At 64.7% G+C, this 23,666-nt stretch carries 21 protein-coding genes; 13 read left to right on the top strand and 8 right to left on the bottom strand.

Going from position 1 to position 23,666, the window contains the following annotated elements:
• The first annotated feature begins 223 nt into the window (after nt 1-223).
• From ACZ5MJ_RS20360 to ACZ5MJ_RS20330, 7 genes are all read left to right on the top strand, one after another.
• The gene (locus tag ACZ5MJ_RS20360; protein ID WP_464225432.1) at nt 224-571 is read left to right on the top strand and encodes a DUF3088 domain-containing protein; all 348 of its coding nucleotides are present in this window, start codon (nt 224-226) and stop codon (nt 569-571) included.
• Between the two features lie 263 nt (nt 572-834).
• A complete protein-coding gene (locus ACZ5MJ_RS20355; RefSeq protein ID WP_464225431.1) occupies nt 835-1,635 on the top strand; it encodes a transporter substrate-binding domain-containing protein in 801 nt (266 codons plus the stop codon).
• Nucleotides 1,636-1,707: 72 nt separating this feature from the next.
• Entirely contained in the window at nt 1,708-2,367 is a 660-nt protein-coding gene (locus tag ACZ5MJ_RS20350) for an amino acid ABC transporter permease (RefSeq protein ID WP_464225430.1), read from the top strand.
• Nucleotides 2,368-2,421: 54 nt separating this feature from the next.
• Nucleotides 2,422-3,147 carry an amino acid ABC transporter ATP-binding protein gene (locus tag ACZ5MJ_RS20345; RefSeq protein WP_464225429.1) on the top strand — a complete coding sequence of 242 codons (726 nt, stop codon included), beginning with the start codon at nt 2,422-2,424 and terminating at the stop codon, nt 3,145-3,147.
• Nucleotides 3,148-3,242: 95 nt separating this feature from the next.
• Nucleotides 3,243-4,256 carry a D-cysteine desulfhydrase gene (locus tag ACZ5MJ_RS20340; protein ID WP_464225428.1) on the top strand — a complete coding sequence of 338 codons (1,014 nt, stop codon included), beginning with the start codon at nt 3,243-3,245 and terminating at the stop codon, nt 4,254-4,256.
• A 77-nt stretch (nt 4,257-4,333) separates the two neighbouring features.
• On the top strand, nt 4,334-5,560 hold the full coding sequence (metC, locus tag ACZ5MJ_RS20335) for a cystathionine beta-lyase (protein WP_464225426.1): 1,227 nt from the start codon (nt 4,334-4,336) through the stop codon (nt 5,558-5,560).
• 118 nt (nt 5,561-5,678) lie between these two features.
• Nucleotides 5,679-6,293 carry a cupin domain-containing protein gene (locus ACZ5MJ_RS20330; RefSeq protein ID WP_464225425.1) on the top strand — a complete coding sequence of 205 codons (615 nt, stop codon included), beginning with the start codon at nt 5,679-5,681 and terminating at the stop codon, nt 6,291-6,293.
• A 78-nt stretch (nt 6,294-6,371) separates the two neighbouring features.
• On the opposite strand, the gene ACZ5MJ_RS20325 is transcribed toward ACZ5MJ_RS20330, so the two are convergent.
• From ACZ5MJ_RS20325 to hppD, 6 genes are all read right to left on the bottom strand, one after another.
• On the bottom strand, nt 6,372-6,950 hold the full coding sequence (locus ACZ5MJ_RS20325; protein WP_464225424.1) for a cysteine hydrolase family protein: 579 nt from the start codon (nt 6,948-6,950) through the stop codon (nt 6,372-6,374).
• Nucleotides 6,951-7,197: 247 nt separating this feature from the next.
• Entirely contained in the window at nt 7,198-8,199 is a 1,002-nt protein-coding gene (locus ACZ5MJ_RS20320) for a Bug family tripartite tricarboxylate transporter substrate binding protein (RefSeq protein WP_464225423.1), read from the bottom strand.
• A gap of 176 nt (nt 8,200-8,375) precedes the next feature.
• A complete protein-coding gene (locus tag ACZ5MJ_RS20315; protein WP_464226558.1) occupies nt 8,376-9,194 on the bottom strand; it encodes a MipA/OmpV family protein in 819 nt (272 codons plus the stop codon).
• Between the two features lie 220 nt (nt 9,195-9,414).
• Nucleotides 9,415-10,611, bottom strand: a complete 1,197-nt coding sequence (locus ACZ5MJ_RS20310) for an amino acid aminotransferase (RefSeq protein ID WP_464225422.1) — start codon at nt 10,609-10,611, stop codon at nt 9,415-9,417.
• A 109-nt stretch (nt 10,612-10,720) separates the two neighbouring features.
• On the bottom strand, nt 10,721-12,115 hold the full coding sequence (locus ACZ5MJ_RS20305; protein WP_464225421.1) for an amino acid permease: 1,395 nt from the start codon (nt 12,113-12,115) through the stop codon (nt 10,721-10,723).
• Between the two features lie 184 nt (nt 12,116-12,299).
• The gene (gene hppD / locus ACZ5MJ_RS20300; protein ID WP_464225420.1) at nt 12,300-13,379 is read right to left on the bottom strand and encodes a 4-hydroxyphenylpyruvate dioxygenase; all 1,080 of its coding nucleotides are present in this window, start codon (nt 13,377-13,379) and stop codon (nt 12,300-12,302) included.
• Nucleotides 13,380-13,619: 240 nt separating this feature from the next.
• Between hppD and ACZ5MJ_RS20295 the strand changes: the two genes are divergently transcribed.
• On the top strand, nt 13,620-14,093 hold the full coding sequence (locus tag ACZ5MJ_RS20295; RefSeq protein ID WP_464225419.1) for an Lrp/AsnC family transcriptional regulator: 474 nt from the start codon (nt 13,620-13,622) through the stop codon (nt 14,091-14,093).
• A gap of 10 nt (nt 14,094-14,103) precedes the next feature.
• Here ACZ5MJ_RS20295 and ACZ5MJ_RS20290 read toward each other — a convergent pair whose 3' ends face one another.
• Nucleotides 14,104-16,119 (bottom strand): ATP-binding protein, encoded by a 2,016-nt coding sequence (locus ACZ5MJ_RS20290; protein ID WP_464225418.1) that lies wholly within the window; start codon nt 16,117-16,119, stop codon nt 14,104-14,106.
• Between the two features lie 302 nt (nt 16,120-16,421).
• On the opposite strand from ACZ5MJ_RS20290, the gene ACZ5MJ_RS20285 reads away from it, so the two are divergent.
• The 4 genes from ACZ5MJ_RS20285 to ACZ5MJ_RS20270 all read left to right on the top strand — a co-directional run bounded on the left by ACZ5MJ_RS20285 (nt 16,422) and on the right by ACZ5MJ_RS20270 (nt 20,475).
• Nucleotides 16,422-17,777: an IS1182 family transposase gene (locus tag ACZ5MJ_RS20285; protein ID WP_464219218.1), complete on the top strand. Its 1,356-nt coding sequence runs from the start codon at nt 16,422-16,424 to the stop codon at nt 17,775-17,777.
• A 604-nt stretch (nt 17,778-18,381) separates the two neighbouring features.
• A complete protein-coding gene (locus ACZ5MJ_RS20280; protein ID WP_464226557.1) occupies nt 18,382-19,005 on the top strand; it encodes a response regulator in 624 nt (207 codons plus the stop codon).
• 36 nt (nt 19,006-19,041) lie between these two features.
• Complete coding sequence (locus tag ACZ5MJ_RS20275; protein WP_464225417.1) at nt 19,042-19,722, top strand: Hpt domain-containing protein; 681 nt, start codon at nt 19,042-19,044, stop codon at nt 19,720-19,722.
• A 246-nt stretch (nt 19,723-19,968) separates the two neighbouring features.
• Nucleotides 19,969-20,475, top strand: coding sequence for a hypothetical protein (locus tag ACZ5MJ_RS20270; protein ID WP_464225416.1), 507 nt, complete (start codon nt 19,969-19,971; stop codon nt 20,473-20,475).
• Nucleotides 20,476-20,481: 6 nt separating this feature from the next.
• Here the strand turns inward: ACZ5MJ_RS20270 and ACZ5MJ_RS20265 are convergent, their stop codons facing one another.
• On the bottom strand, nt 20,482-21,384 hold the full coding sequence (locus tag ACZ5MJ_RS20265; protein ID WP_464225414.1) for a patatin-like phospholipase family protein: 903 nt from the start codon (nt 21,382-21,384) through the stop codon (nt 20,482-20,484).
• Nucleotides 21,385-21,684: 300 nt separating this feature from the next.
• Between ACZ5MJ_RS20265 and ACZ5MJ_RS20260 the strand changes: the two genes are divergently transcribed.
• Entirely contained in the window at nt 21,685-23,664 is a 1,980-nt protein-coding gene (locus tag ACZ5MJ_RS20260) for an arylsulfatase (protein ID WP_464225413.1), read from the top strand.
• Nucleotides 23,665-23,666: the final 2 nt, after the last annotated feature.

The raw sequence follows: 23,666 nt of genomic DNA, 5'->3' as shown, positions 1-23,666 counted from the left end.
GTTGAACAGCGATTGAGGCCACCTGGCGAACGCGCCGCGAGGCTCCGCGGGCGCCAGGTCCCGTACACCATCATGCGATTCATTTTGGCACGATCCGGTCGTTAATTGTCGTTCGTGCCACTAGTGAGTTTACCTACCGCCCCCTATTCTGAGGTCGGTGCTTCGCTGTCCGACGAGGACACGACGTACACCGCCAACTTCACAACCCATAGTGAGAGAAAACGTGAAAGACAAGCTACTGATGCTCCGCCCTGGCTTTTCTCAAGGCTCGGAAGGCCCCTTCTATTGCGGCGACGCCGTTGCTGTCGAAGGCCTGCTTAGCTTCTTCCCGCAGTTGCGCAGCCAGATCGACGTCGAATACATCGATGCGCCGCGGCCGCGCCAGGCCATCGTCGCGTTGATCGGCGAAGCAAACCAATCCGCCCCTGTCCTGGTACTCGGAGCCGGACGGGAACCGGTCGACAGCAGCGTGGAGGTCCGCGTGCACGGCCAGACACAGTTCATCGATTCACCCGACCATATCCGTCGATACCTGTCGTCGCAATATGGCGTAGCGCGCCCGGCTTCCTGATCGCGACCTGGCTCGATCTCCCAACTCTGCAAGCGTAGAGAAATATTCCATGAACGGGCTTCGCCACGCGTCTTCTTGAAATCCTTTTTCGCCAACGGATCACTACGATTTCCCTCACGATCTGTGCTGGCGGGATTTCGATGAGACGCGGGCCCAGAGGTCGACGATGGATACGTCACCGGCCAGGAAGACGCACACCACCAAACCTGTCGGGCGATGGCGCTGCCCTTCAACAATACCTATAAGCATATTGGAGACAAGGCATGAAACTTCCGCAATTGCTATTGAAAGTCGCGATACTCGCGACCGTACTCAGTTTCACCGCAACTGCCGTACATGCTGAAGACCTGCTGGACACCGTCAAAGCCAGCGGCGTCCTGAAAGTCGGGATGGAGGGCACGTACCCGCCGTTTGGCTATCGGAATGCCGAGGGCCAGCTCGATGGCTTTGACGTCGCGGTGGCCAAGGCGGTGGCAGACAAGATGGGCGTCAAGGCTCAGTTCATCACCACCGAGTGGAGCGGCATCATCGCGGGCCTGCAGGCGGGCAAGTTCGACGTCATCGTCAACCAGGTGAGCATGACGCCGGCACGCAAACAGGCGCTGGATTTCACGCAGCCCTACGTCTACTCCGCGGTCCAGGTACTTCAACGCAGCAATGACAAGCGCGAGTTCGGGTCGTTGGAGGAACTGAAGGGCAATTCCGTCGGCGTCACGCTGGGCAGCAACTATGCCGACCTGGCGAAAGCGGTGCCCGGCATCCAGGTGCAGACCTACCCGGGCACCTCGGAGAACCTGCGTGATCTCGCGGCTGGCCGTATCGATGCCGCGCTCAATGATCGCCTGATGCTGCCGTACCTGATCAAGAACGCCAACCTGCCACTACGTACCGGCGCGCTGCTGGCTGGCACGAAGTTGGAGATGGGCATTCCGTACCGGAAGGGCAATCCCAAGTTCGCCAAGGCCATTGACGACGCCCTGACCGCGGTACAGCAGGATGGCACCTTGCGCAAACTGTCGATCCAATGGCTCGGCACCGATGCCAGCCAACCCCTTGCCCAGTAATCGCCGCCACGCCTGCCCGCACGCCCGTCCTGTCAGGCATGGGCGTGCCCGACCACAGCAATGGATCGCATCATGAGCCCTTTTGATCTGATTATTCATGCCTTCCCGGTGCTCCTGCACGGCGCCGCGATTACCGTGAAATTTGCCCTGGCCTCCATGATCTTCGGCCTGCTGGTCGGGATCGTCGTCGCCATCATGGGAATCAGTGCCAATCCTGTCCTGTGCGGCATTGCCCGCGCGTATGTCAGCGTCATGCGCGGTACGCCGCTGCTGGTGCAGATGTTCGTCGTCTACTATGGTCTGCCGGACCTGGGCATCGCACTGGATCCCACCAGCGCCGGTATCCTTACCCTCACGGCCAATGCCGGCGCTTACCTCTCGGAAAGCATGCGTGGCGCGATCCTGGGGATCAGTCGCGGGCAATGGAGCGCCGCGCACAGCCTCGGGCTGAGCCACCTCCAGACGCTGCGTTACATCGTCTGCCCGCAGGCTTTGCGGCTGGCCGTGCCGAGCCTCGGCAATACCCTCATCAGCCTGATCAAGGACACCTCGCTCGTTTCCGTCATCACCGTGACCGAGTTGCTGAGATCGTCCCAGGAGATCATTGCCTCGACTTTCCAACCGCTTCCGTTGTACCTGTCGGTAGCGGCCATCTACTGGCTGCTCAGTACGGGATTGTCCTGGGTACAGCGGCGCGTCGAGGCCAGGTTGACACTGCGCGTGACGCGCTGATCCGGCGATTTGGCAAAGCCATGCAATAACAATCAGCAAGCAGGAGACAAGACAATGATTGCCCTCGATGGCGTATCTAAGTGGTACGGTCAGTTCAAGGTGCTGGATGGATGCAGCACGCGTGTAGAGAAAGGCGAGGTCGTGGTCATCTGCGGCCCGTCGGGGTCAGGCAAGTCAACGCTGATCAAGACGGTGAACGGGCTGGAATCGTTCCAGCAGGGGCAGATCAGTGTCGAGGGCGTGAGCGTCGGGGACCCGAAGATCAACCTTGCGCAACTGCGTACAAGGGTCGGTATGGTGTTCCAGCATTTCGAGCTGTTCCCGCACCTGAGCATCCTGGATAACCTGTCGCTGGCGCAGATCAAGGTGTTGAAGCGCGGCCAGGACGAGGCCCGGGAAAAGGGCTTGAGGCTGCTTGAACGCGTCGGGCTGAAAGCCCACGCCGGCAAATTCCCTGCGCAGCTATCCGGCGGGCAGCAACAGCGCGTTGCCATTGCTCGAGCCTTGTCGATGGATCCTGTCGCCATGCTGTTCGACGAACCAACATCGGCGCTCGACCCGGAAATGATCAACGAGGTACTCGACGTCATGACAGGATTGGCTCGCGAAGGCATGACGATGATCTGCGTCACCCATGAAATGGGGTTCGCGAAGAAGGTTGCCAACCGGGTGATCTTCATGGATAGCGGCGCCATCGTCGAAGACACTGGCAAGGAAGCCTTTTTCGGCGACCCGAAGTCTGCCCGTGCCAAGGAATTCCTGGCGAAGATCCTGCACTGATTCAGGCGGCCTCGCATGAAGACATGAGTTGGGGGGGATAACTCCCCTGACGGCATCTGCCTCACGTGGCATATCTCCCCGAAGTCGAAAATCCCATGAAAATCTCGGATCGTATTGCTTCCTTTTCCCGCCTCGCTCTGGTTGGGGCGGTCACCCCGCTGCAGAAGCTCGAGCGCTTGTCCGGTGCGCTCGGTCGCGATGTCTACATCAAGCGCGACGACACCACGCCACTCGCCTTTGGCGGAAACAAGCTACGCAAGCTTGAATTTCTGGCGGCCGACGCGCGGCGCCAGGGTGCCGATACGCTGGTGACAGCCGGCGCGATTCAGTCAAATCATGTCCGGCAGACCGCCGCCGTGGCAGCCCGTCTCGGACTGCGCTGCCATGCGCTGCTGGAAAACCCGACAGACACCACGGATCCTGATTATTTGCGCAGCGGCAACCGTCTGTTGCTTGATCTGTTCGACGCGCACGTTGAGCCGGTAGCCACGCTCGACAACACCGACGCACAGTTGCAATCGTTGGCCGAACGTCTGCGTGGCGACGGGCTCAAGCCGTACATCATTCCGATCGGCGGGTCCAATCCGCTTGGCGCATTGGGATACGTACATGCCGGCCTGGAACTGGCGCAGCAAGCCGAGGCGTTGGGTATTTCATTTTCGGCTGTGGTGCTGGCGTCGGGCAGTGCCGGAACCCACGGAGGCCTGGCGTTGGCACTCGCCCATGCCATGCCGGAAACCCAAGTCGTCGGTGTTACGGTCTCGCGAACCGTCGAGGCGCAGGCGCCCAAGGTGGCAGGGCTGATCGATGGAACGGCGGAGCTGCTCAACGTCGAAGTCCCCGCTGACCTGCGGCTTGAACTGTGGGACGAGTACTTCCTGCCCCGCTACGGCGAACCCAACCAGGCCGCGCTCGAGGCCATCAGGTTGCTCGCCCGCGCGGAAGGGGTGCTGCTCGACCCCGTGTACACGGGGAAAGCGATGGCTGGTCTGCTCGACGGCGTGACGCGCAAGCGCTTTCCCGGTAGCGGTCCGCTGCTGTTTCTGCACACAGGTGGCGCACCGGCGCTGTTTGCCTATCGCGACGTGCTCCAGGCGCCTCCCCGTTAGCCATCTGCCTGCACATCAGACATCCCGGCGGCACTCACAACCCTGGATGCCGCAACGTACAACCTTGGAGAGACCCAATGAAGGAAAGCACCCATCTCGTTTGTGCCGGCCGTCACCCTGAGCGCTTCGGCGGCGTCGTGAACACCCCGATCTTCAGGGCCTCGACCATACTCGCGGGTTCGATGGCCGAATGGGAAGAGATGAAGCGCGCCCGCGCTGCGGAAGAACCGGGAGCCACTACCTATGGCCGCTATGGCACGCCCACCACGCACGCGCTCGAAGAGGCCATTGCGGGCCTTGAAGGCGGATATCGGTCACTTGTCTTTCCTTCCGGCCTTGCCGCGGCCAGTACTGCGCTGATCGCGCTACTGTCTGCTGGTGACCACATCCTGGTGAGCGACAGCGCCTATTCCCCGACACGTGCCTTTCTGGAGCGGGTCATGGCACGCTTCGGCGTCGAAGTCGAGACCTATGATCCCGTTGACGGCAAGCCGATCGAAGCCCGGTTCCGGCCGAATACGCGCGTCGTCTATGTGGAATCGCCAGGTTCCGAGACCTTTGATATCCAGGACATTCCCGCCATCTGCGCGGCGGCGCATAAACACGGCGCATATGTCGTCATGGATAACACCTGGGGAACGCCGCTTTACTTCAAGCCGTTCGCGCACGGGGTGGACGTGTCGATCCAGGCCGCCACGAAGTACATCGTGGGCCATTCAGACGCAATGCTCGGCGTTATCACCTGCAATCGAGACACCTGGCCTCGGATCAAGCTGGCCACTCATGACATGGGGCAGACCGCGGGCCCGGACGATATCTATCTGGCACTGCGCGGCCTGCGTACCCTGGCCGTCAGATTGCAGCGTCACTGGCAATCAGGGCTGCGTGTCGCCGAATGGCTTGAGCGGCAGCCGCAGGTCGAGGCCGTTCTGCATCCCGCATTGCCGTCTCACCCGGGACACGCACTGTGGAAGCGCGACTTTACCGGAGCATGCGGCCTGTTTTCGGTGGTGCTGCGTACGAACTCAAAGGCGTCGCTCGCGGCCTTTACTGACGCTCTCGAGCATTTCGGCCTGGGTGTTTCCTGGGGTGGATATGAAAGCCTCGTGATCCCGTTCACACCGGGAACGGGATGCACCGGTCCACGCTGGCCCTACCAGGGACAGGCAGTGCGCCTGCATGTGGGTCTCGAGGATCCGCTGGATCTGATCGACGATCTGCGGCGGGGCCTGCTGGCAATCTCGACGGACGACTCGCGAACAACAGATGCGGAAGCCGGCTCCGACCAGACCTGCCCGGTCTGAGGATCAGCACTGCGGTCCGGCCATGGTCTGATCTCGGCCACAAACGGCCATTGCGCATTCAATCAGCTATTCCGTGGGCGACCGCACATTCTTGTGCGCTCGGCTGCGGAGAGTATGCTTGTACTATCGAGCCAGCCGTCTGCGCCAAGCCTGCCAGGTAGCCAGGCATCTCAGCTTTGTTGCCCCGGCGCTGCCGCTGATGACACATTTCCTGTTTGGAGCATTCGCGATGACCACAGACGCATCCACGCTTGAGCCAATCACAATTGGTGGCCTGACAGTGCGCTATCTCATAGACGGATCCGCCACGAAGGGCATGGGCGTCTTCGAGTTGACGATTGCCCCGGGAGCAAACGTTCCGCCGCCACATAGTCACACCCACAATGAAGAATGCATATACGCCCTGGAGGGGCTCGTCCGCTATGCCGTTGACGGTGTTGTCAGGGATCTGGCGCCGGGTCAGTGGATGCATACACCCAAGGGCTCCGTCCATGCGTTCAGCAACCCTCATCAAGCCACTGCCAAGGCGCTAATCGTCCTTACCCCTGACCTGGGCGCGCAATACTTCCTGGATGTACAGGGAGTTGTGAATGCCGGCGGACCGCCAGACCGCCAGAAGTTGTTGGCAGTGATGTCCAGCTACGGGCTCGTTCCCAGCGCCCCGATGCCGGCGGTCGCCCGACAATCGGTTGATGAGGATGTGCCGGCATCGCAGGGACGCCCCTTGACCTGAGCGTTACATGGCAGCCTTCCGCTTCGCCGAAAGGCAGCTTATCGGCAGACTTATGCAACGAACTTGCGATTCAGGACACTAGGCAAGCAACCGCAAGGCATCAGCGAGCGAGAGCACCCTTGTGCGCGAATCGAATGCGGTAGAGAAAAGATGATCGTGCACGATCTGATCCGGGTCGTAGCAGCAATCCTTGACCGTGAACAGACGGAAGTCCGCATCGCTCGCGTATGCGACTGACGACAGCACCACACCGGTCGACGCGATGCCCACCATGAGCAGGGTATCGATACCCTGCGCGGAAAGCCGCACCTGCAGGTCGGTACCAAAGAACACGCTGGCACGATGCGCGATGACGAGGGGTTCAGTGGCCTGCTGGCCGAGCTCCGGCGAGATCCGGTCGTCGACGAAAAGACCAAGTTGCTTGATTCCCTGCCCGTTCCTGTTCAGCGGGCTGACTTCCGGATAGCCTGGACGAAAGTGGATCTTGGCGAAATAGACGCTGACGCCCCTGGCCCGCGCAGCGTCACACAGCTTGCGTGTATTGGAGAGCAGAGTGGGGGCGACCGATGGAAATAACGCCAGGATATCGGTCTGATAATGCATGACCACCAGAGCGGTTTGCGCTGGAACAATTGCCGCACCAGCGGTGCTTACCATGCCCTGTTGATGGTCTGCTGAATCGACGGTCCCACGTTCAAGGGATGGCGGCATAGGGCTACGCGATAGAGAGTGATGATCGACTCTACCACGACCAATCGGTTAGCCGTTCCGGGCTGAGAAGCCGCCATTTGATGGCAATTGCTGCGTCGATGGGTTGATGCCCTCAGTCAGACTGGTCCCCAATCGGCTGCGGGGAAGGGCAAAGTTGCCCGGCAGCCAGGGTCTGGGCCGCCGGGCAACAACCTCAATCCAGCGTAATCTTCCCCGCCTTGACAATCTCCGCATAGCGTTTCGTATCGCGCTCGATCAGCTTGCGGAACTCCTCAGGCGTACCGCCCACCGGCACAAAACCCAGGTCGGTCAGCTTCTTCGCAACCTCGGGGCTGCGCGTGGCCGCGGCGATTTCCGTGGCCATGCGCGCGACGATCGGCTGCGGCGTGCCGGCCGGCGCCATCAGGCCTGTCCACGAACTCATCACGAAGCCCGGGAAACCTGCTTCCTCCATGGTCGGGATATTAGGCTCGCCCGGCCAGCGCTTGGCGGAGGCCACGGCCAGCACGTTGATCTTGCCTGATTTCACATGCGGCATCGGCACCAGCAGCGGATCGAAGGCGACCGAGACCTCGCCGGATATCAGCGCGGGCAGGATCGGTGCGCTGCCGTTGTAGGGCACGTGGGTCAGCTTGAGCCTGGATTCCATCGCCAGGCGCTCGCCCGTCAGGTGCGCGGAGCTGCCAACGCCGCTGGAGCCGAAAGTCAGCGTATCGGGATGCTTCTTGCCGTAGTCGACCAGTTCGGCGACGGTCTTGACCGGCAGCTTCTTGCTGGAGAACAGGAACAGCGGCAGTTCGGCCATTTCCGCCACCGGCATGAGGTCCGTAGGCTTGTAGCTGAGCTTGGAATACAGCGACATGTTGGCGCTGTAGGCGGCCAGCACCGAGACGAAGGTGTAGCCATCCGGCGCCGAGCGCGCGGCCACGCCGACGCCCAGCGTGCTGTTGGCGCCGGGCTTGTTCTCGATGATGATGGGCTGGCCCAGGCGCTGCGAGACCTGCTCGAACACGACGCGCGAGACTGTGTCGGTGGAACCGCCCGGTGTGTAGGGCACGATCACCTTGATTGGCTTGGCCGGCCACGCGTCGGCGGCGAGGGCAGTGGGGGCGGTGTGGGCGGCGGCCAGGCCGGCAACGGCCATGGCGGCCAGACGCGCGCTGCGCGCGACGCGATGCTTGATGCTGGACTTCAACTACATCTCCTTGCTTGGCTTCTTCGGCGATCCCCCTGGCGGGGACGCCGCGGCCGGATACTCCGGCCGGCCAATTATGGGGGGCGCAGTTTCGAAGAACCGTGGCGGCCGCGCCCAAATCGCGGATGCGGGCCATCCACTGTGCGATAGCCGCACGGTGCGGGCGGCTATCGGCGTCAGAATTCGTAATTGACCGACAGGTCGAGGACCCCGTTGGTCGCCTTGCGCGTGATCGGGCTGTTCGTGGCATTGCCGGCCAGCTGCGAGACCGCGACGTCGCTGGTGGCAAACCAGTGCTTGGTGAAATACCACACCGTGCTGACGCCGAAGCCATAGGACTTGATGCCGCCGCGCGTATGGTAGGCGGGCCGCCCGGCCCGGGCCTGCGAGTCGCTGACGCCGTACCAGGCGTTCATGTAGCGCGAGTCCGCCAGCGTCACGGTGGGGCCGGCGAACCAGAAGAACTTGTCGGTGCTCCCGGGTAGCGGCATATAGGCGCCGATGTCGCCAATCCAGCCGTCGGTGCCGCCCAGGCTGCGGCGCGCGTCGATGCGCAGCACCAGCGGGAATTCCTTGGAGACCACGTATTCCGCGAACAGCTTGCCTTCCAGCGCCGGGTTGATATTGCCCATGCCGTTCAGGATCGGGGAGTTTTCTTCTGCGCGCCGCCCGAGGTTATAGGCCAGCGCGATCCCGGCGCGCCAGTTCTTGCCCCGCAGCAGGTTCACGCCCAGCCCTTCGCCGATCGAGGCAAAGGCCAGGTCACGGTAGCGGATATCAACGCTGGGGCCCGCGATGAAGGTGTAGTCGGACGAGCCGTCGTAGCGCGGCCGCACCATGCCCGCGGCACCCAGCCGCACCTGCCAGACCGGAATCTCTTCTTCGAACAGCTTTTCCAGCGGGATACCCGCGGAGAACTGCCATTCGGCCAGCGGCGCCGGGGTCTGGGCGCTGGCCAGGCCGGGGGCCAGGATGGCGCCGGCGGCCAGCAGCATGGCCATGCACGACGGCGCACGCTTGGGGTAAAGCTCGGGCACGGTTGTCTCCACGCCCGCGTGGCGGGCAGTCAGGTGGGGGGCGCTGGGGCCCGTGGGCGACATTTTTTCATTGGATGGCGGGGCGCGCAACCCGGGCGGGCAAAAGAAAAGCGGCGCCTGACGGCGCCGCTTTGCGACTATCTGCCCGCAACGGCGGCCAGATGCATCAACGACCGGCTCAGCCCTTCAGCACACTCCCGATGGCCTTGGCCACGATCCCCACATTGCGCTCGTTCAGCCCGGCCACGCACATGCGGCCCGAACGCAGCAGGTACACGCCGTGCTCCTCGCGCAGGCGGTCGGCCTGGTCGGCGCTCAGGCCGGTGTAGGTGAACATGCCGCGCTGGGTCAGGTAGCGCGACAGGGCCTCGCCGCTGACATGGTCGCGCAGGTCGTGGTGGATCGCTTCGCGCATGCGCGCGATGCGGCCGCACATCTGGGCCAGTTCCTCTTCCCACAGCTGGCGCAACTCGGGCGTGGTCAGCACCTTGGACACCACGCGCGCGCCGTGCGTGGGCGGGTTGCTGTAGTTGGCGCGCACGGCGCCGGTCAGCTGGCCCAGCACGTTGGCGGCTTCGCCGGCGGTGTTGCAGAACACGCTCAGGCCGCCGCAGCGCTCGCCGTACAGCGAGAAGTTCTTCGAGAACGAGTTGGCCACCAGGCAGGGCACGTCCTGTGCCACCAGCTCGCGGATGGCGAAGGCGTCGTCTTCCAGGCCGGCGCCGAAGCCCTGGTAGGCCATGTCGACGAACGGCAGCAGGTCATTGGCCTTGAGCAGCGCGATCAGCTGGCGCCACTGGTCCTGGTTCAGGTCCACGCCGGTCGGGTTGTGGCAGCAGGCGTGCAGCAGCACGATGCTGCGCGCGGGGATGGCGCGCAGCGCGTCCATCATCGCGTCGAACTTCAGGCCGCCGGTGGCGTCGTCGTAGTACGGGTAGGTATTGACGGTGAAGCCGGCACGCTCGAACACCACGCGGTGGTTTTCCCAGCTGGGGTCGCTGATCCACACCTGCGACTGCGGGTAGTAGCGCTTGAGGAAGTCGGCGCCCACGCGCAGCGCGCCGGAGCCGCCCAGCGTCTGCAGCGTGGCGATGCGGCCGGCGGCGCGCGCCGGCGAGTCTTCGCCGAACACCAGTGCCTGCACCGCGTTGCGGTAGGCCGCCAGGCCCGACATCGGCAGGTAGGGGCGCGGGCCCATGTCGGCCAGCAGCGCGGCCTCGGCCTTCGCCACGGCCTGCATCACCGGCAGGCGGCCTTCATCGTCAAAGTAGATGCCGATGCTCAGGTTGACCTTGTCGGTCCGCGGGTCGCGCTGGAAGTCCTCGTTGAGCGAGAGGATCGGATCGCCGGGAAATGCCTCGATGTGTGCAAACATGGGATGCGATGGAATTGGGTCGGGGGGCAGCTGCCGCGGCGCGGGGGCGTCGCGCAGCCTGAATTCTAACCGGCGGCGCCCGCAGCCTGCAGGCGCCGCCTTTGCCGCGTCAGCGCAGCTGCTGGGCGGCCACGCCGCCTTGCAGGGCGGTGCCGGCCTTCTTCTGGCGCACCAGGTAGCTCACGCCGAGCACTACCAGCCATACCGGGATCAGGTACACCGAGATGCGCAGGCCGGGCGTCAGGTACATCACCACCAGGATGCCGGCGAGGAATACCAGGCACAGGTAGTTGGTGAGGGGATAGCCCCAGCTCTGGAACTTCGTGGCCTCGCCGGCGCGGCGCTTGTCGGCGCGGAACTTCAGGTGGATCAGGCTGATCATCGCCCAGTTGATGATCAGCGCCGACACCACCAGGCCCATCAGCAGCTCAAAGGCCTTGCCGGGCATGAAGTAGTTGATCACCACGCAAGCCGCGGTGGCTACGGCCGAGAGCGCCAGCGCCGTCAGCGGGATGCCGCGCTGGTTGACCTTGAGCAGTGCCTTGGGGGCATTGCCCTGCTGGGCCAGGCCGTACAGCATGCGGCTGTTGCAGTACACGCCGCTGTTGTAGACCGACAGCGCCGCGGTCAGCACCACCACGTTCAGCACGTTGGCCACCCAGTTGCTGTTCAGCGCGTGGAAGATCAGCACGAACGGGCTGCCGCCGGTGACCACGTTCTCCCACGGGTACAGCGACAGCAGCACTGCCAGCGCGCCCACGTAGAAGATCAGGATGCGGTAGATCACCTGGTTGGTGGCCTTGGGGATGGTCTTCTCGGGCGAGTCAGCCTCGGCCGCGGTAATGCCCACCAGCTCCAGGCCGCCGAACGAGAACATGATCACCGCCATGGCCATCACCAGGCCGCCCATCCCGTTCGGGAAGAAGCCGCCGTGCTGCCACAGGTTGGCCACGCTGGCTTGCGGGCCGGCGTTGCCGGACATCAGCAGGTAGCCGCCGAAACCGATCATGCCGATGATGGCCGCGACCTTGATGATCGAGAACCAGAACTCCATCTCGCCGAAGGACTTCACGCTCGACAGGTTGATCGCGTTGATGAACACGAAGAAGGTCAGCGCAGAGATCCAGGTCGGGATCTCAGGCCACCAGTACTGCACGTAGATGCCGACGGCCGAGAGCTCGGCCATGCTCACCAGGATGTACAGCACCCAGTAGTTCCATCCCGACAGGAAGCCGGCGAAGTGGCCGCAGTATTTGTCGGCAAAGTAGCTGAACGAGCCCGCCACGGGCTCATCCACCACCATCTCGCCGAGCTGGCGCATGATGAAGAAGGCCACGATGCCGGCGATCGCGTAGCCCAGCAGGACCGAGGGGCCTGCCATCTTGATGGTCTGGGCGATGCCCAGGAAAAGCCCGGTGCCGATGGCGCCACCGAGGGCGATCAGCTGGATGTGCCGGTTCTTCAGCCCGCGCTTGAGCGTGCCGTCATTGTTGCTGGAATGCATGCAGTTGTTTCCTCTACCCATTCTCATGGAATGCGGGCCCGCGTCTCTGGCTTTTGTCGGAGTCGGACGCTTGGGCCTGGGGGACGTCACCTGCCGCGCGGCAGGGGTGCTGCCGCGGGCGGTGTGCTTTTCCGGAGCCGGCTGCGCCTGTCAAAGGCAGCCGGTCAGGGAGGGCCGATGCCGGTCAGGCGTCGACCTTGAGCGTGCCGCGTTCGATCTGGTCGCGTTCCAGCGACTCGAACAGTGCCTTGAAGTTGCCTTCGCCGAAGCCTTCGTCGCCGCGGCGCTGGATGAACTCGAAGAACACCGGCCCGAGCGCGGTCTTGGAGAAGATCTGCAGCAGCAGGCGGGGCTTGCCGCCTTCCGTGGTGCCGTCCAGCAGGATGCCGCGCGACTTCAGTTGCTCGACGGGCTGGCCGTGGCCGGGCAGGCGCGTGTCCAGCGCCTCGTAGTAGTAGTCGTTCGGCGCGGTCATCAGCGGCACGCCTGCCAGTTGCAGGCGGTCGATGACCTCGATCAGGTTGTCGGTCAGGAAGGCGATGTGCTGGATGCCTTCGCCGTTGAAGGCCATCAGGAACTCTTCGATCTGGCCGGCGCCCTTGGACGATTCCTCGTTCAGCGGAATGCGGATCTTGCCATCCGGCGCGGTCATGGCCTTGGAGGTCAGGCCGGTGTACTCGCCCTGGATGTCGAAGTAGCGGATTTCGCGGAAGTTGAACAGTTTTTCGTAGAAATTGGCCCAATAAGCCATGCGGCCACGGTAGACGTTGTGGGTCAGGTGGTCGATCAGCTTGAGGCCGTGGCCGACCGGATGGCGGTCGACGCCCTCGATGAACTCGAAGTCGATGTCATAGATCGACTTGCCTTCCTCGAAGCGGTCGATCAGGTACAGCGGCGCGCCGCCGATGCCCTTGATCGCGGGCAGGCGCAGTTCCATCGGGCCGGTCGGGATCTCCACCGGCTGGGCGCCCAGTTCCAGTGCGCGGGCGTAGGCCTTGTGCGAATCCTTGACGCGGAAAGCCATGCCGCAGGCGCTCGGGCCATGCTCGGCGGCAAAGTAGGCGGCGTGGCTGTGCGGCTCGCGGTTGACGATGAAATTCACGTCGCCCTGGCGGTACAGCACCACGTCCTTGGAGCGGTGCTTTGCCACCAGCGTGAAACCCATCTGCTCGAACAGCGGCTCAAGCACATTGGGGGTGGGCGAGGCGAATTCCACGAATTCGAAGCCCATCAGCTGCATCGGGTTGTCAAACAGGTCGGCCATGGCTTTCTCAGTAAGAACTAGAAGGGGGACGGGAAATAATATTGTGGCGGCAGCACTTGCTCATGAGGTCGGGCCGGTGCCACCCGGCTCGGCACAAACCTGCCGCGGGACAGGCCTGTAGTGCGCTTGCTTGGGATGCAGTGTATATTCCGGACGACAAAATTGGATTTCGTAAAACAGGCAGGGAAACCCTAGATTATGAAATCGGATTGCTTGAATCGCTGAGATGAGGAAATCAAAGTGCAATCGATCGAACTGGACCGTACCGATCGCCGCTTGCTGGGGGTGTTGCAGGAGCAGGGGCGGGCTTCCAACCTGGAACTGGCCGAGGCCATCGCGCTGTCGCCGGCGCAGACTTTGCGCCGCCACCGCCGCCTGGAAGAGGCCGGACTGGTCAAGCGCTATGAAGCGCGGCTGGACGCGGCGGCGCTGGGCTTTGGCGTGGTCGCCTTTATCCACGTGACGATGGAGCGCGGCCATATCCGCGACCTGTCCAACTTCAAGCGCCTGGTGGCGGAACTGGCGCAGATCCAGGAGTGCTTCTCGGTGACCGGCGATATCGACTACGTGCTCAAGGTGGTCGCCAAGGACCTGAAATCCTTGTCCGACTTCCTGCTCGATACGCTGATGCGGATTCCGGGTGTCAGCGGCGTGAAGTCCAGCGTGTGCCTGGACGAGATCAAGTGCACCAGCGCGGTGCCGATGGAAGCCTGAAGCTGGCGGGTCAGTCCGGCTGCGAGTCGCGCCGGTCGCACTGGACATTCATGGCGCGGCACACGGCGCACCATGATGGCCGCGCGCCGGGCGTGACGCCGCAGCGGGTGCCCTGATCTGGCATGTTGCCAGGGGAGGTGGATGGGCCGGACTCCGGCGTGCTGCCCGCCGCCGGCACGGCCGCCGTGCGCGGCCGGACCCCGCCGGCGCAGGCCTGCGACACCGCGGCATCCAGCGCCTGCAGGCCAACCGGCTTGACGATCACGGCGTTCATGCCCGCGGCCAGGGCCTCGGTGTGGTCGCCGGCGACGGCGCTGGCCGTGCAGCCGATGATCGGTACGCCGCCGTGCGCGTCTGCGCGCGCCCGCACGGCGCGCGTGAAATCGAGGCCATCCATGACCGGCATGGCGCAGTCGCAGACGATCACGTCGAAACTGCCCCGGTCCAGCCTGGCCAGTGCCTCGCGCCCGTCGCGGGCGGTGCTTACGCGGTGGCCCAGGTGTTCCAGCTGGCGCTGCAGCAGCAGCCGGTTGGGCGCATGGTCGTCGATCACCAGGATGCGGGCCTGGCGCCGCGCGCAGCCGGCCATGGGCAAGGGCGGCGCCGGTTCCGCCGACTCTGCCGCGACGGCAACCGTCAGCGGCAGCGACACCACCACGCGCGTGCCCTGGCCTGGCTGGCTGGTGAGCGTGATCCGGCCCCCCATCGCGCTGGCCAGGCGCCGGCAGATCGCCAGGCCCAGCCCGGTGCCACCTGCCCGCGGGTGCGAGCGTCCGTGCACCTGCTCAAACGGTTCGAACAAGCGCGCCTGGGCGTTGGCAGGAATGCCGATGCCGGTGTCGGAGACGGTCAGCATGACCTGCTGTACGCCGTCGTGTGGTGCCTGGGCATCGAGCCGGACATGGATCGTGCCGCTGTCCGTAAAGCGCACCGCATTGGAGACCAGGTTGGCCAGGATCTGCCGGAATCGCAGCGCGTCGACCTGATGCAGCGGTGCGAGCGCGGCGCCGATGCCGCTGGTCAGGGGCAGGCCTTTCTGCGCCGCCACCGGGCCGAAGATCAGCAGGGTGTCCTTGACCAGTCCTGACAGCGATGCGGGCGCCGGGTGGATGCTGAACTTGCCCGCCTCGAGCTTGGACAGGTCCAGGATGTCGTCGATCAGTGCCAGCAGGCCCAGCGCCGACTTGTGCGCGGTAACCAGTTGCAGGCGCTGTTCCTCCGACAGCTGGCAGCGTGCCAGCGTCAGTTCCAGCATGCCGGTGATGGCGTTCATCGGGGTGCGGATTTCATGGCTGACCGACGCCAGGAAGGTGGACTTGGCGCGGTTGGCGGCTTCGGCTTCTGCCTTGGCGTGGGCCAGCTCGGCCAGCATGTCGTGGCGCTCGGTCAGGTCGACGCAGCCGCCGGCCAGGCCCTTGACGGTGCCGTCGGCGCCGCGCAGCGGGGTCAGCCAGTTCAGCACGTGGTGGGTGCGCCCGCCCAGGCGCAGGCACCGGTCCTTGTGCAGCGGCTCGCCGTCTTCAATCACCTTGCGGTAGTCGCGCGCCACTTCCGCCATGTCGACGGCAATGGGGTGGGCCTGCAGGGTGGCGTCCAGCGGCTGCCCGCGCAGTGTGTCGCGCGTGGCGCCCAGCAGTTCCTCATAGCTGCGGTTGCAGGTGATGAGGCGCAGCGAGGCGTCGCGCAGGTAGACCGGCTGGGGAATGCCATCAAGCAATGCCGACTGGATCGCGACGCTGTCCTTCAGCGCATTTTCAGCGGCCCGGCGCCGGCGCACCTCGCGGTACAGGGCCAGGATCCAGACCAGCAGGCATGGCGTGACGCAGCAGAGCACGGCGGTGGACCAGCCCAGCAGTTGAATATGCGGATGCGGTCTTGCGGGCGTGGCCAGGGCAAGCCCGGGCGTCCAGTCGGGGATCTCCGGCACCGGCTGCGGCGCCGGGGCGGATTGCATTGCCGCGGAGGCTTGCTGCGGTGCAGCCAGCGCAGCGCCGGCGCATATCGACAGCGCAACGGACAGCGCCACGGCACATGCCAGGCGCCAGGCGTGCGCCAGGCGGCGTCGCGCCGGCTCGGGCGGGCCTGAGCTGGCAGCAGGGCGATGCGGGTAGGTGGCAGCCAAAGGCGAAGCGGCTGGGAATGGTCGATGCAAAGACAAGCGGGTCGGCAAGTAAGGGGGGAAGATCCGGGGCTGCCATCGCGTTGCTTGACGCGGCGAGAGCAGGCTTGTCTTCACTCTAGGAGTTTGTCGGATTTTCGGGATCTCCAGTCGTCCGGCGGGACGGGTTGGGCGTTGATAAATTCACAGTTCGCTGAGTGAGCCCATAGATGAGTCGTTTCGTGCCCGTTGATCGTCAGACCGACTATCTGTTGCCACCGTCAGTGGAGGACTGGTTGCCGGAAGGTCATCTGGCGCGGTTCGTAGTGGAAGTCATCGAGCAGATGGACCTGTCGGAGCTGAGTGGGGCGTACGCGGGTCGCGGCATGGCGGCGCATCACCCCGAGGTGCTGCTTGGCTTGCTGGTGTACGGGTATGCGACCGGAGTGTCTTCGAGCCGCAAGATTGAGAGAGCGACCTATGACTCGGTGGCGTTCCGCTACATTGCGGCGAACACGCATCCGGACCATGACACGCTGGCCACCTTTCGCAAGCGGTTTGCGAGCCAGTTAGAGAAGCTGTTCGTGCAGGTGCTGCTGATCGCGAAGGAGATGAAGCTGGTCAAGCTGGGCCGGATTGCGCTGGATGGCACCAAGGTGAAGGCGAATGCGAGCAGGCACCGCGCGCTGTCGCACGGGTATATCGGCCGGATCGAAGCGCAGTTGCATGAAGAAGTGCAGCAGTTGATGGCGATGGCCGAGACCGCCGATCGAGAGAGTCTGCCAGATGGGATGGATGTACCGGCGGAGATCGCACGGCGCGAAGCGCGACTGAAGGCGTTGGCCGAAGCGAAGGCGAAGATCGAGGCACGGGCGCAGGAACGGTTCGAGCAAGAGCAGCAGGAGTATGAAGCCAAGGTGGCGCGTCGCGAGGCGCAGCGCAAAGACGGCAAGAAGCCGCGGGGCAAGGACCCGGAGCCGCCGCAAGGCGGTGCCAAGGAACGCGACCAGATCAACCTGACGGACGAAGAGTCGCGCATCATGCCGGTGTCCAGCGGCGGCTTCGAGCAAGGCTACAACGCGCAGGCAGCGGTGGATGTCGAGACGATGTTGATCGTGGGCACCTCAGTGACCCAGCAAAGCAACGACAAGCGCCAGGTCGCACCGATGATCGACGTGCTGGGGGCGCTGCCCGAGCCATTGGGCCAGCCTGAGATTTTGCTGGCGGATGCGGGCTACTTCAGTGCGGCCAACGTCGTCACCTGCGAGGCGGCGGACATCACCCCGCTGATTGCGATCCAGCGCGACGCCCATCATCTGCCGCTGATGGAACGCTTCGCCGACGATCCGGCGCCGCCTGAGAGCACCGATCCAATCGTCAGGATGACACACCGACACAAAACGAAGGCGGGGCGAGCACTGTACGGGCTGCGCAAGAGCACGGTCGAGCCGGTGTTCGGCATCATCAAGCGAGTGATGGGATTCCGGCAGTTCTCGCTGCGCGGACTGTCCAACGTCGCGGCGGAATGGTCGCTGGTGGCGCTCGCGTGGAACATCAAGCGGATGAACGTATTACGGGGTGCATAGGGCCGATCAGCGGGCTTCTTGTGCGGTCAAAAAGCACCCGATTGCCTTCCTCATCCACTCTCAAATACCTTCATCGCGTATCACGACTGCGATGAGCCCGCCAACCGAAGCGAACCCCGTCACGACCTGATGTTTTGAATCACGCTTCACCTCAACTCCGACGAACTCCTAGGGGCGCGGCCTCAGGTTCTCATTAAGACGAATCTGAAATTGAGGGGGAAATTTCGGAATCACTTCCGCCCGACGCCTGTCACGTCACATATCGGACACAATCTTGGCCGCGCTTCACGCGCGGCCTGCCCCTGCGGCACCGCCGGACAGCAGCGGAACGGGCGCCCCATGGCTGCAACCGGATCGTGCTCGTATCGCCGAAAAGCCTTGATCCCGAACTCGACGGGATGACGTTCCGGGGTGTGACGGCAGCGTTATGATCTGGCATGCCCGCCGTGGATCACATGCCCGCCGGTCTGCCATGGGCAGGCCGGGTTTTCAGAAGAAACGAACCGTCCCTCGGAAATTTCTGGTGCCGTCCGGCGCAAAGGCTGAGCACAATGATGTGCCCAGTCGCCCGGACGCCGAGGCGTTTTGCTATGGAGTTCAAGCTGTGGCCACAATCCTGATCGTCGATGACCACCCGCCCGTGCGGGTCGTGCTCAAGACGCACTTTTCCCAGGTGCTGGGCGTGACCCACGTCCTCGAAGCCGACAATGGCCAGGCCGCCATAGAGATCGTGCGGCAATACACCCCCGACGTCGTCATCCTGGATCTGGATATCCCCAAGATCAACGGGCTGGACGTGATTCCCCGCCTCAAGGCCAGTCATCCGGCGGTGCGCATCCTGGTCATTTCCGGCCAGGACCAGAACACATTCGCCCCGCGCGCGCGCCAGGCCGGCGCCCACGGCTTTGTCAGCAAGACGCAGGAACTGGCCGAGATCGTCCGGTGCGCGGAATCCGTGCTGGCCGGCTATACGGTGATGCCGGAGATCGATCTCGGCAAATCCGTGAATGCCGACGAAGCCGAGCGCCTGGCTACGCTTTCCGACAAGGAACTGGTGGTCATGCAGATGCTTGCCAAGGGCATGTCCAACAAGGAAATCGGCCAGATGCTGTTTATTTCCAATAAGACGGTCAGCACGCATAAAACCCGGGTCATGGAAAAGCTGGGCGCAAAATCGATCGTCGATGTCATCGATTTTGCGCGGCGCCACCATATTGCGGTCGGGTAGTGGAGATGCTGCCCATGTGTTGCCCATGAGTTGCCCATGAACGGCGCGCTGTTGCTTGCCTCAGCCGGTGACACGCGCTGGGTAGCCAGTGTCGCCCGGATCCTGCGCGACCTCGGCTTTGCGGTGCAGGCCGGTATGCCCGAGTCGGGCGCCACCGCGGACATCGGCCTGGTGATTGCCGATGCCGATACCGGAATCCCCGACACCCTGCTGGGCGCATGGCGAGCCGCCGGCGCGGTCTGCGCCCTGGTGCTGGCGCCCGAGGCGGCGCACGCGCACGCTTGCGGCGAGGCCGGCGTGGCTTGCCTGCGCGAGCCAGTGACCGAAGCGGCGATCCTCGGCCTGCTGGCCAGCCAGCACTACCGGGCACTCACCGCGCGCGAGGCCGCCGGCGTCGCGCAGGCCATCGCCGCGCACACGTTCGGCAATCCGGCGTTTGCCGCGGAACTGGTGCAGGCCCTGGTGAGTTCGACGCGGATCGACCTGGCGCAGTTGCAAGCGGCGGCGGGCGATCTGGATACGGTGCGAGGCGTTGCCCATCGGCTCAAGGCTTCCGCGCACTATGTCGGCTGCGATGCGCTGCGGCTGATGGCGCAGCGGCTGGAACACGCTGCCCGCGACGGCGACGCCGCCACCGCTGCTGCGCTGGTGGCGATCGTGGAGCCGACCATGGTACGTCTGCTCAGCCTGCTTGCCACGCTGCCGGCGGCGGAATAATCGAAAAAATCGCGCGGGGAAATACCAGGCCGGGATTACACCGAATTGGCGCAATGCCGTCGGTTGATTATTCTGGCATTTATGTCGCACCGATTTTCAAGATCCGGGAATAAACGGTGCCGATTAATTTGGTACGGGACTGATTCAATGCGGGGTTAATGTGGCGCGGATACTGGAGGCGCCGCATGTGGCCGGATTTTCAATTCCGCAGGCTGCCGGTATTTTCCGGGAAGGGAGGCGGGGGGCATGGCCCAGGTCATGGCGTCAATGCCGGATTCGGCGTTCTATTTCCACCTGGCCGCGGTGGCATTGCTGCTGCTGGGGCTGGCCGCATTTCGCGCGGTCTGGTACGTGATGGCAACCCCCGACGGACGCAGGGCCCGTGCCCGGCGCATGGCGCTGGTTACCGCCGGGCGCCTGCTGGCCCTCGGCGGTATCTGGACCGCCATCGCCTACGGCCACGGGGTCTCGGAGCGGGCCGGCGCGCATAACTGCCGCCGCCTGCCCGCGGTGGATGCGGCCGCCCGTTACTCGGCCGAATACTGCTACCTGGGCCGTGAGCGGGTGCTGTTGCGCATCTACGGCCAGGAGCGCGACCGCTTGCTGGCGCATCGCACCTTCACCAGCACCGGGCCGGTGCAGTTCAGCTGGGACGGCCAGGCGGTGGTGTTCGATCCCGCCGCACCGGGCAGGAAAGGGCGCCTGGCATTGCCGCCGACGCTGGGCGACCGCTTGCTGGCGCGGCTGCCCTGAGCGTCTTCAGTGGGGCGCAGCCGCCGGGATATCGGCACTGCAGCTGGGCGTCTCGTGGTCATGGGAATGCGGTGTCAGCGCGCCCGGTATGCGCTGGCTGTCCAGGCCCTTGCCTTGCAGCCACTGCGCGGTCGTGGCCGCGGCGCGGTCGATCAGTTCGCCGCATTTGGAGTAGTCGTAGGGCGAGATATCGAGCGGGCACAGCGGCGGCACCACGCTGATCTGTGCGCGGTCGGCAAAGTGCTGCAGGTCGTTCACGAGCTGGCGCGCGACCAGCAGCGAGAGCGCGTTGAACGCATGCTCCAGCGCGCCGCGCGGCGGGCGGCGCTCGGCGCAGGTGAAGCCCGCCGGCAACACGATCACGCGCGTGGCGCCCAGCGCGATCGCGGTGGACACCGGCGTGTTGTTGGCCACGCCGCCGTCGATCAGCGTGCGGCCTTCGAACTGCACCGGGGGGAAGACACCGGGGATGGCCGCGCTGGCCAGCACCGCGTCGACGATGCTGCCGCTGGACAGCAGGACTTCGTCGCCGCTTTGCATGTCGGTGGCCACCACATGCAGCGGCAACTCCGCCGCCTCCAGCCGCCGCGGCCCGAAGTGCTGGGCCAGCAGCCCGCGCAGCCCGGCCGCCTCCACCAGGTGGCCGCGGTTGCCGCCGAACATGCTCCAGACGCTGCGCCAGCTCCACGGCAGGATGTCCGAGCGCCGGATACCGCGCCACAGCGTGTCGAGCCGGCCGGCGCCGGCTACGCCCGGATTGCATGCAAAGTAGGCGCCGTTGATGGCGCCGGCGGAAGCGCCGATCACGATATCGGGCGTCACGCCCCACGCCACCAGTTCGCGCAGCATGCCGACCTGGATTGCCCCCAGGCTGCCGCCGCCGGCAAATACGAAGGCTGTCTTGTCCATGGCTGTTGATGCGGCGCCACATGGGCGGCGCCGGTTTTCCTTTCCTTATCCGGTGTCCTGAGCAAAGCATAGGCGACATCCAGGCCGCCGGGCAGGGCGGCGTGGCGGCGGCAAGGCGGCTGGCGTGCGCGGATGCGCATCGCGGTTATCACGCCGGCGTGATAAAACCCGCCGGCGCTTGCCCGGCCTGCCTTGCTTGTCCCGTGCAAAAGCATATGCGAAACCATTCGTTCTGTGATGCGTGACGCGTTCTTAGCATGACGCCTTTCCCGAGCCATTCCACTGAAGCGAGACAGGCGTATGACAACAAGCAGAGCAGCGTCCCTTCGAATCTCCGGCCGCGCCCCCAGGCGCCACCTGCTGGCCGCCGTGTGCCTGGGCGTGCTGACGCTGGCCGCCGGTTGCGGCAGCGACGACAACCCGCCCGCGGCCAATGCCGGCACGCCGTCGACGACGCCGCAGGCGGCACGGCGCCCCAACATCCTGTTCATCATGGCCGACGACCTCGGCTATTCGGACCTGGGCGCCTTCGGCAGCGAGATCCGCACGCCCAACCTGGACACGCTGGTGCGCGGCGGCCGGCTGCTGGCCAACCACCACACCGCGGCGGTGTGCGCGGTCACGCGTTCGATGATCATCTCCGGCACCGACCACCACCTGGTCGGGCAGGGCACCATGGCCAACACCGACGCCAACTACGTCGACGAGAACGGCAAGCCCATTCCAGGCTACGAGGGCTACCTGAACGACCGCGCGCTATCGATCGCGCAGCTGCTCAGGGACGGCGGCTACCACACCTACATGGCCGGCAAGTGGCACCTGGGCAGCGGCCTGCCCAACGCCGCCAACCAGGGCGCGGCGGTCGGCACCACGGCACCGGGCCAGACGCCGGTCTCGTGGGGCTTCGAGAAGAGCTACGCGCTGCTGGGCGGAGGCGGCGACCACTTCGGGCGCAATGGCGCCACCGCTTATGTGGAAGACGACCACTACGTCACGCCCAATACCACCAACTTCTATTCGACGGACTTCTATACCAGCACGATCCTGCGCTACATCGATTCCGGCACGGGCAAGAATGCCGACGGCAAGCCGTTCTTCGCCTACCTGACCTACCAGGCCCCGCACTCGCCGCTGCAGGCACCGGCGGCCTACCTCGACCGCTACAAGGGCGTGTACGACGCTGGCTACGAGCCCATCCGCGCCGCACGGCTGGCGCGCCAGAAGGCGCTGGGCCTGATCCCCGCCGACTTCACGCCCAACCCCGGCCGCGACGAGACGCTGGCGGTCACGCCGGCCACGCCCAACTGGGGCACGGCGCAGGCCAGCTATGTGTCGGCCACGCGCAGCGCGGCGCAGGGTGGCGTGGATACGCGCGTGATGAACGCCAACAAGAAGTGGGACAGCCTGAGCGCGGACGAGAAGAAGGCGCAGGCCCGCTACATGGAAATCTACGCGGCCATGGTCGAGAACCTGGACGACAATATCGGCCGCGTGGTGCAGCACCTGAAGGACATCGGCGAATACGACAACACGCTGATCGTGTTCCAGTCCGACAACGGGCCGGAGGCCAGCTACTACGAGTTCGGCGGCAACTACGACCAGTCGTACAACCTGCGCAATGCCGATCCTGCCGTGTTCCCTACGCTTGGCACGCCTGACTACAAGGGCCGCGCCAACCTTGACTACGGCCAGCGCTGGGCCGAAGTCAGCGCCACGCCGTTCAAGCTGTGGAAGTCGTTCCCGTCCGAGGGCGGCCACTCGGTGCCGACCATCGTCAAGCTGCCGGGCGCGGCACCGGGGGCGTCGCAGCCAAAGGTGGCTGCCTTCACGCATGTGGTCGACCTGGCGCCGACCTTCCTGGAACTGGCCGGCATCAGCGCGCCGTCGACGCCTGCCGCGCCGCTGTACGACAGCAAGGGCGTGAACCGCAATGCCGGCAAGGTGGTGTACGACGGCCGCAATGTCTATCCGATCACCGGGGTATCGCTGTTGCCGGCGCTGCAGGGCAAGGCCGAGGCCACTGGCCGCACCACCTTTGCCGAAGAGCTGTACGGCCGCACCTATGTCTACCGCGACAACTGGAAGGCGGTGTGGATCGAGCCGCCGTTCGGGCCGGCGCATGGCGAATGGACGCTGTACGACATCCGCGCGGACCGCGGCGAGACCAACGACCTGGCGGCGCAGCGGCCCGATGTGCTGGCGGACCTGAAGGCCAGGTGGAACGACTATGCGGCCAGGGTGGGTGCGGTGCTGCCCAAGGTGCCGGGAATGATCTACTGACC

This window comes from Cupriavidus sp. LA-1 (assembly GCF_055385985.1).
This window is presented reverse-complemented; position numbering and strand designations above follow the sequence as displayed.

Excerpts from the sequence above, each read along its gene's own strand:
- ACZ5MJ_RS20340 (WP_464225428.1), top strand. The coding sequence starts at position 3,243 with ATGAAAATCTCGGATCGTATTGCTTCCTTTTCCCGCCTCGCTCTGGTT.
- ACZ5MJ_RS20325 (WP_464225424.1), bottom strand. The coding sequence starts at position 6,950 with ATGGTAAGCACCGCTGGTGCGGCAATTGTTCCAGCGCAAACCGCTCTG.
- ACZ5MJ_RS20305 (WP_464225421.1), bottom strand. The coding sequence starts at position 12,115 with ATGCATTCCAGCAACAATGACGGCACGCTCAAGCGCGGGCTGAAGAAC.
- metC (WP_464225426.1), top strand. The coding sequence starts at position 4,334 with ATGAAGGAAAGCACCCATCTCGTTTGTGCCGGCCGTCACCCTGAGCGC.
- ACZ5MJ_RS20355 (WP_464225431.1), top strand. The coding sequence starts at position 835 with ATGAAACTTCCGCAATTGCTATTGAAAGTCGCGATACTCGCGACCGTA.
- ACZ5MJ_RS20270 (WP_464225416.1), top strand. The coding sequence starts at position 19,969 with ATGGCCCAGGTCATGGCGTCAATGCCGGATTCGGCGTTCTATTTCCAC.
- ACZ5MJ_RS20310 (WP_464225422.1), bottom strand. The coding sequence starts at position 10,611 with ATGTTTGCACACATCGAGGCATTTCCCGGCGATCCGATCCTCTCGCTC.
- ACZ5MJ_RS20350 (WP_464225430.1), top strand. The coding sequence starts at position 1,708 with ATGAGCCCTTTTGATCTGATTATTCATGCCTTCCCGGTGCTCCTGCAC.
- ACZ5MJ_RS20275 (WP_464225417.1), top strand. The coding sequence starts at position 19,042 with ATGAACGGCGCGCTGTTGCTTGCCTCAGCCGGTGACACGCGCTGGGTA.
- ACZ5MJ_RS20260 (WP_464225413.1), top strand. The coding sequence starts at position 21,685 with ATGACAACAAGCAGAGCAGCGTCCCTTCGAATCTCCGGCCGCGCCCCC.
- ACZ5MJ_RS20315 (WP_464226558.1), bottom strand. The coding sequence starts at position 9,194 with ATGCTGCTGGCCGCCGGCGCCATCCTGGCCCCCGGCCTGGCCAGCGCC.
- ACZ5MJ_RS20265 (WP_464225414.1), bottom strand. The coding sequence starts at position 21,384 with ATGGACAAGACAGCCTTCGTATTTGCCGGCGGCGGCAGCCTGGGGGCA.
- ACZ5MJ_RS20285 (WP_464219218.1), top strand. The coding sequence starts at position 16,422 with ATGAGTCGTTTCGTGCCCGTTGATCGTCAGACCGACTATCTGTTGCCA.
- hppD (WP_464225420.1), bottom strand. The coding sequence starts at position 13,379 with ATGGCCGACCTGTTTGACAACCCGATGCAGCTGATGGGCTTCGAATTC.
- ACZ5MJ_RS20345 (WP_464225429.1), top strand. The coding sequence starts at position 2,422 with ATGATTGCCCTCGATGGCGTATCTAAGTGGTACGGTCAGTTCAAGGTG.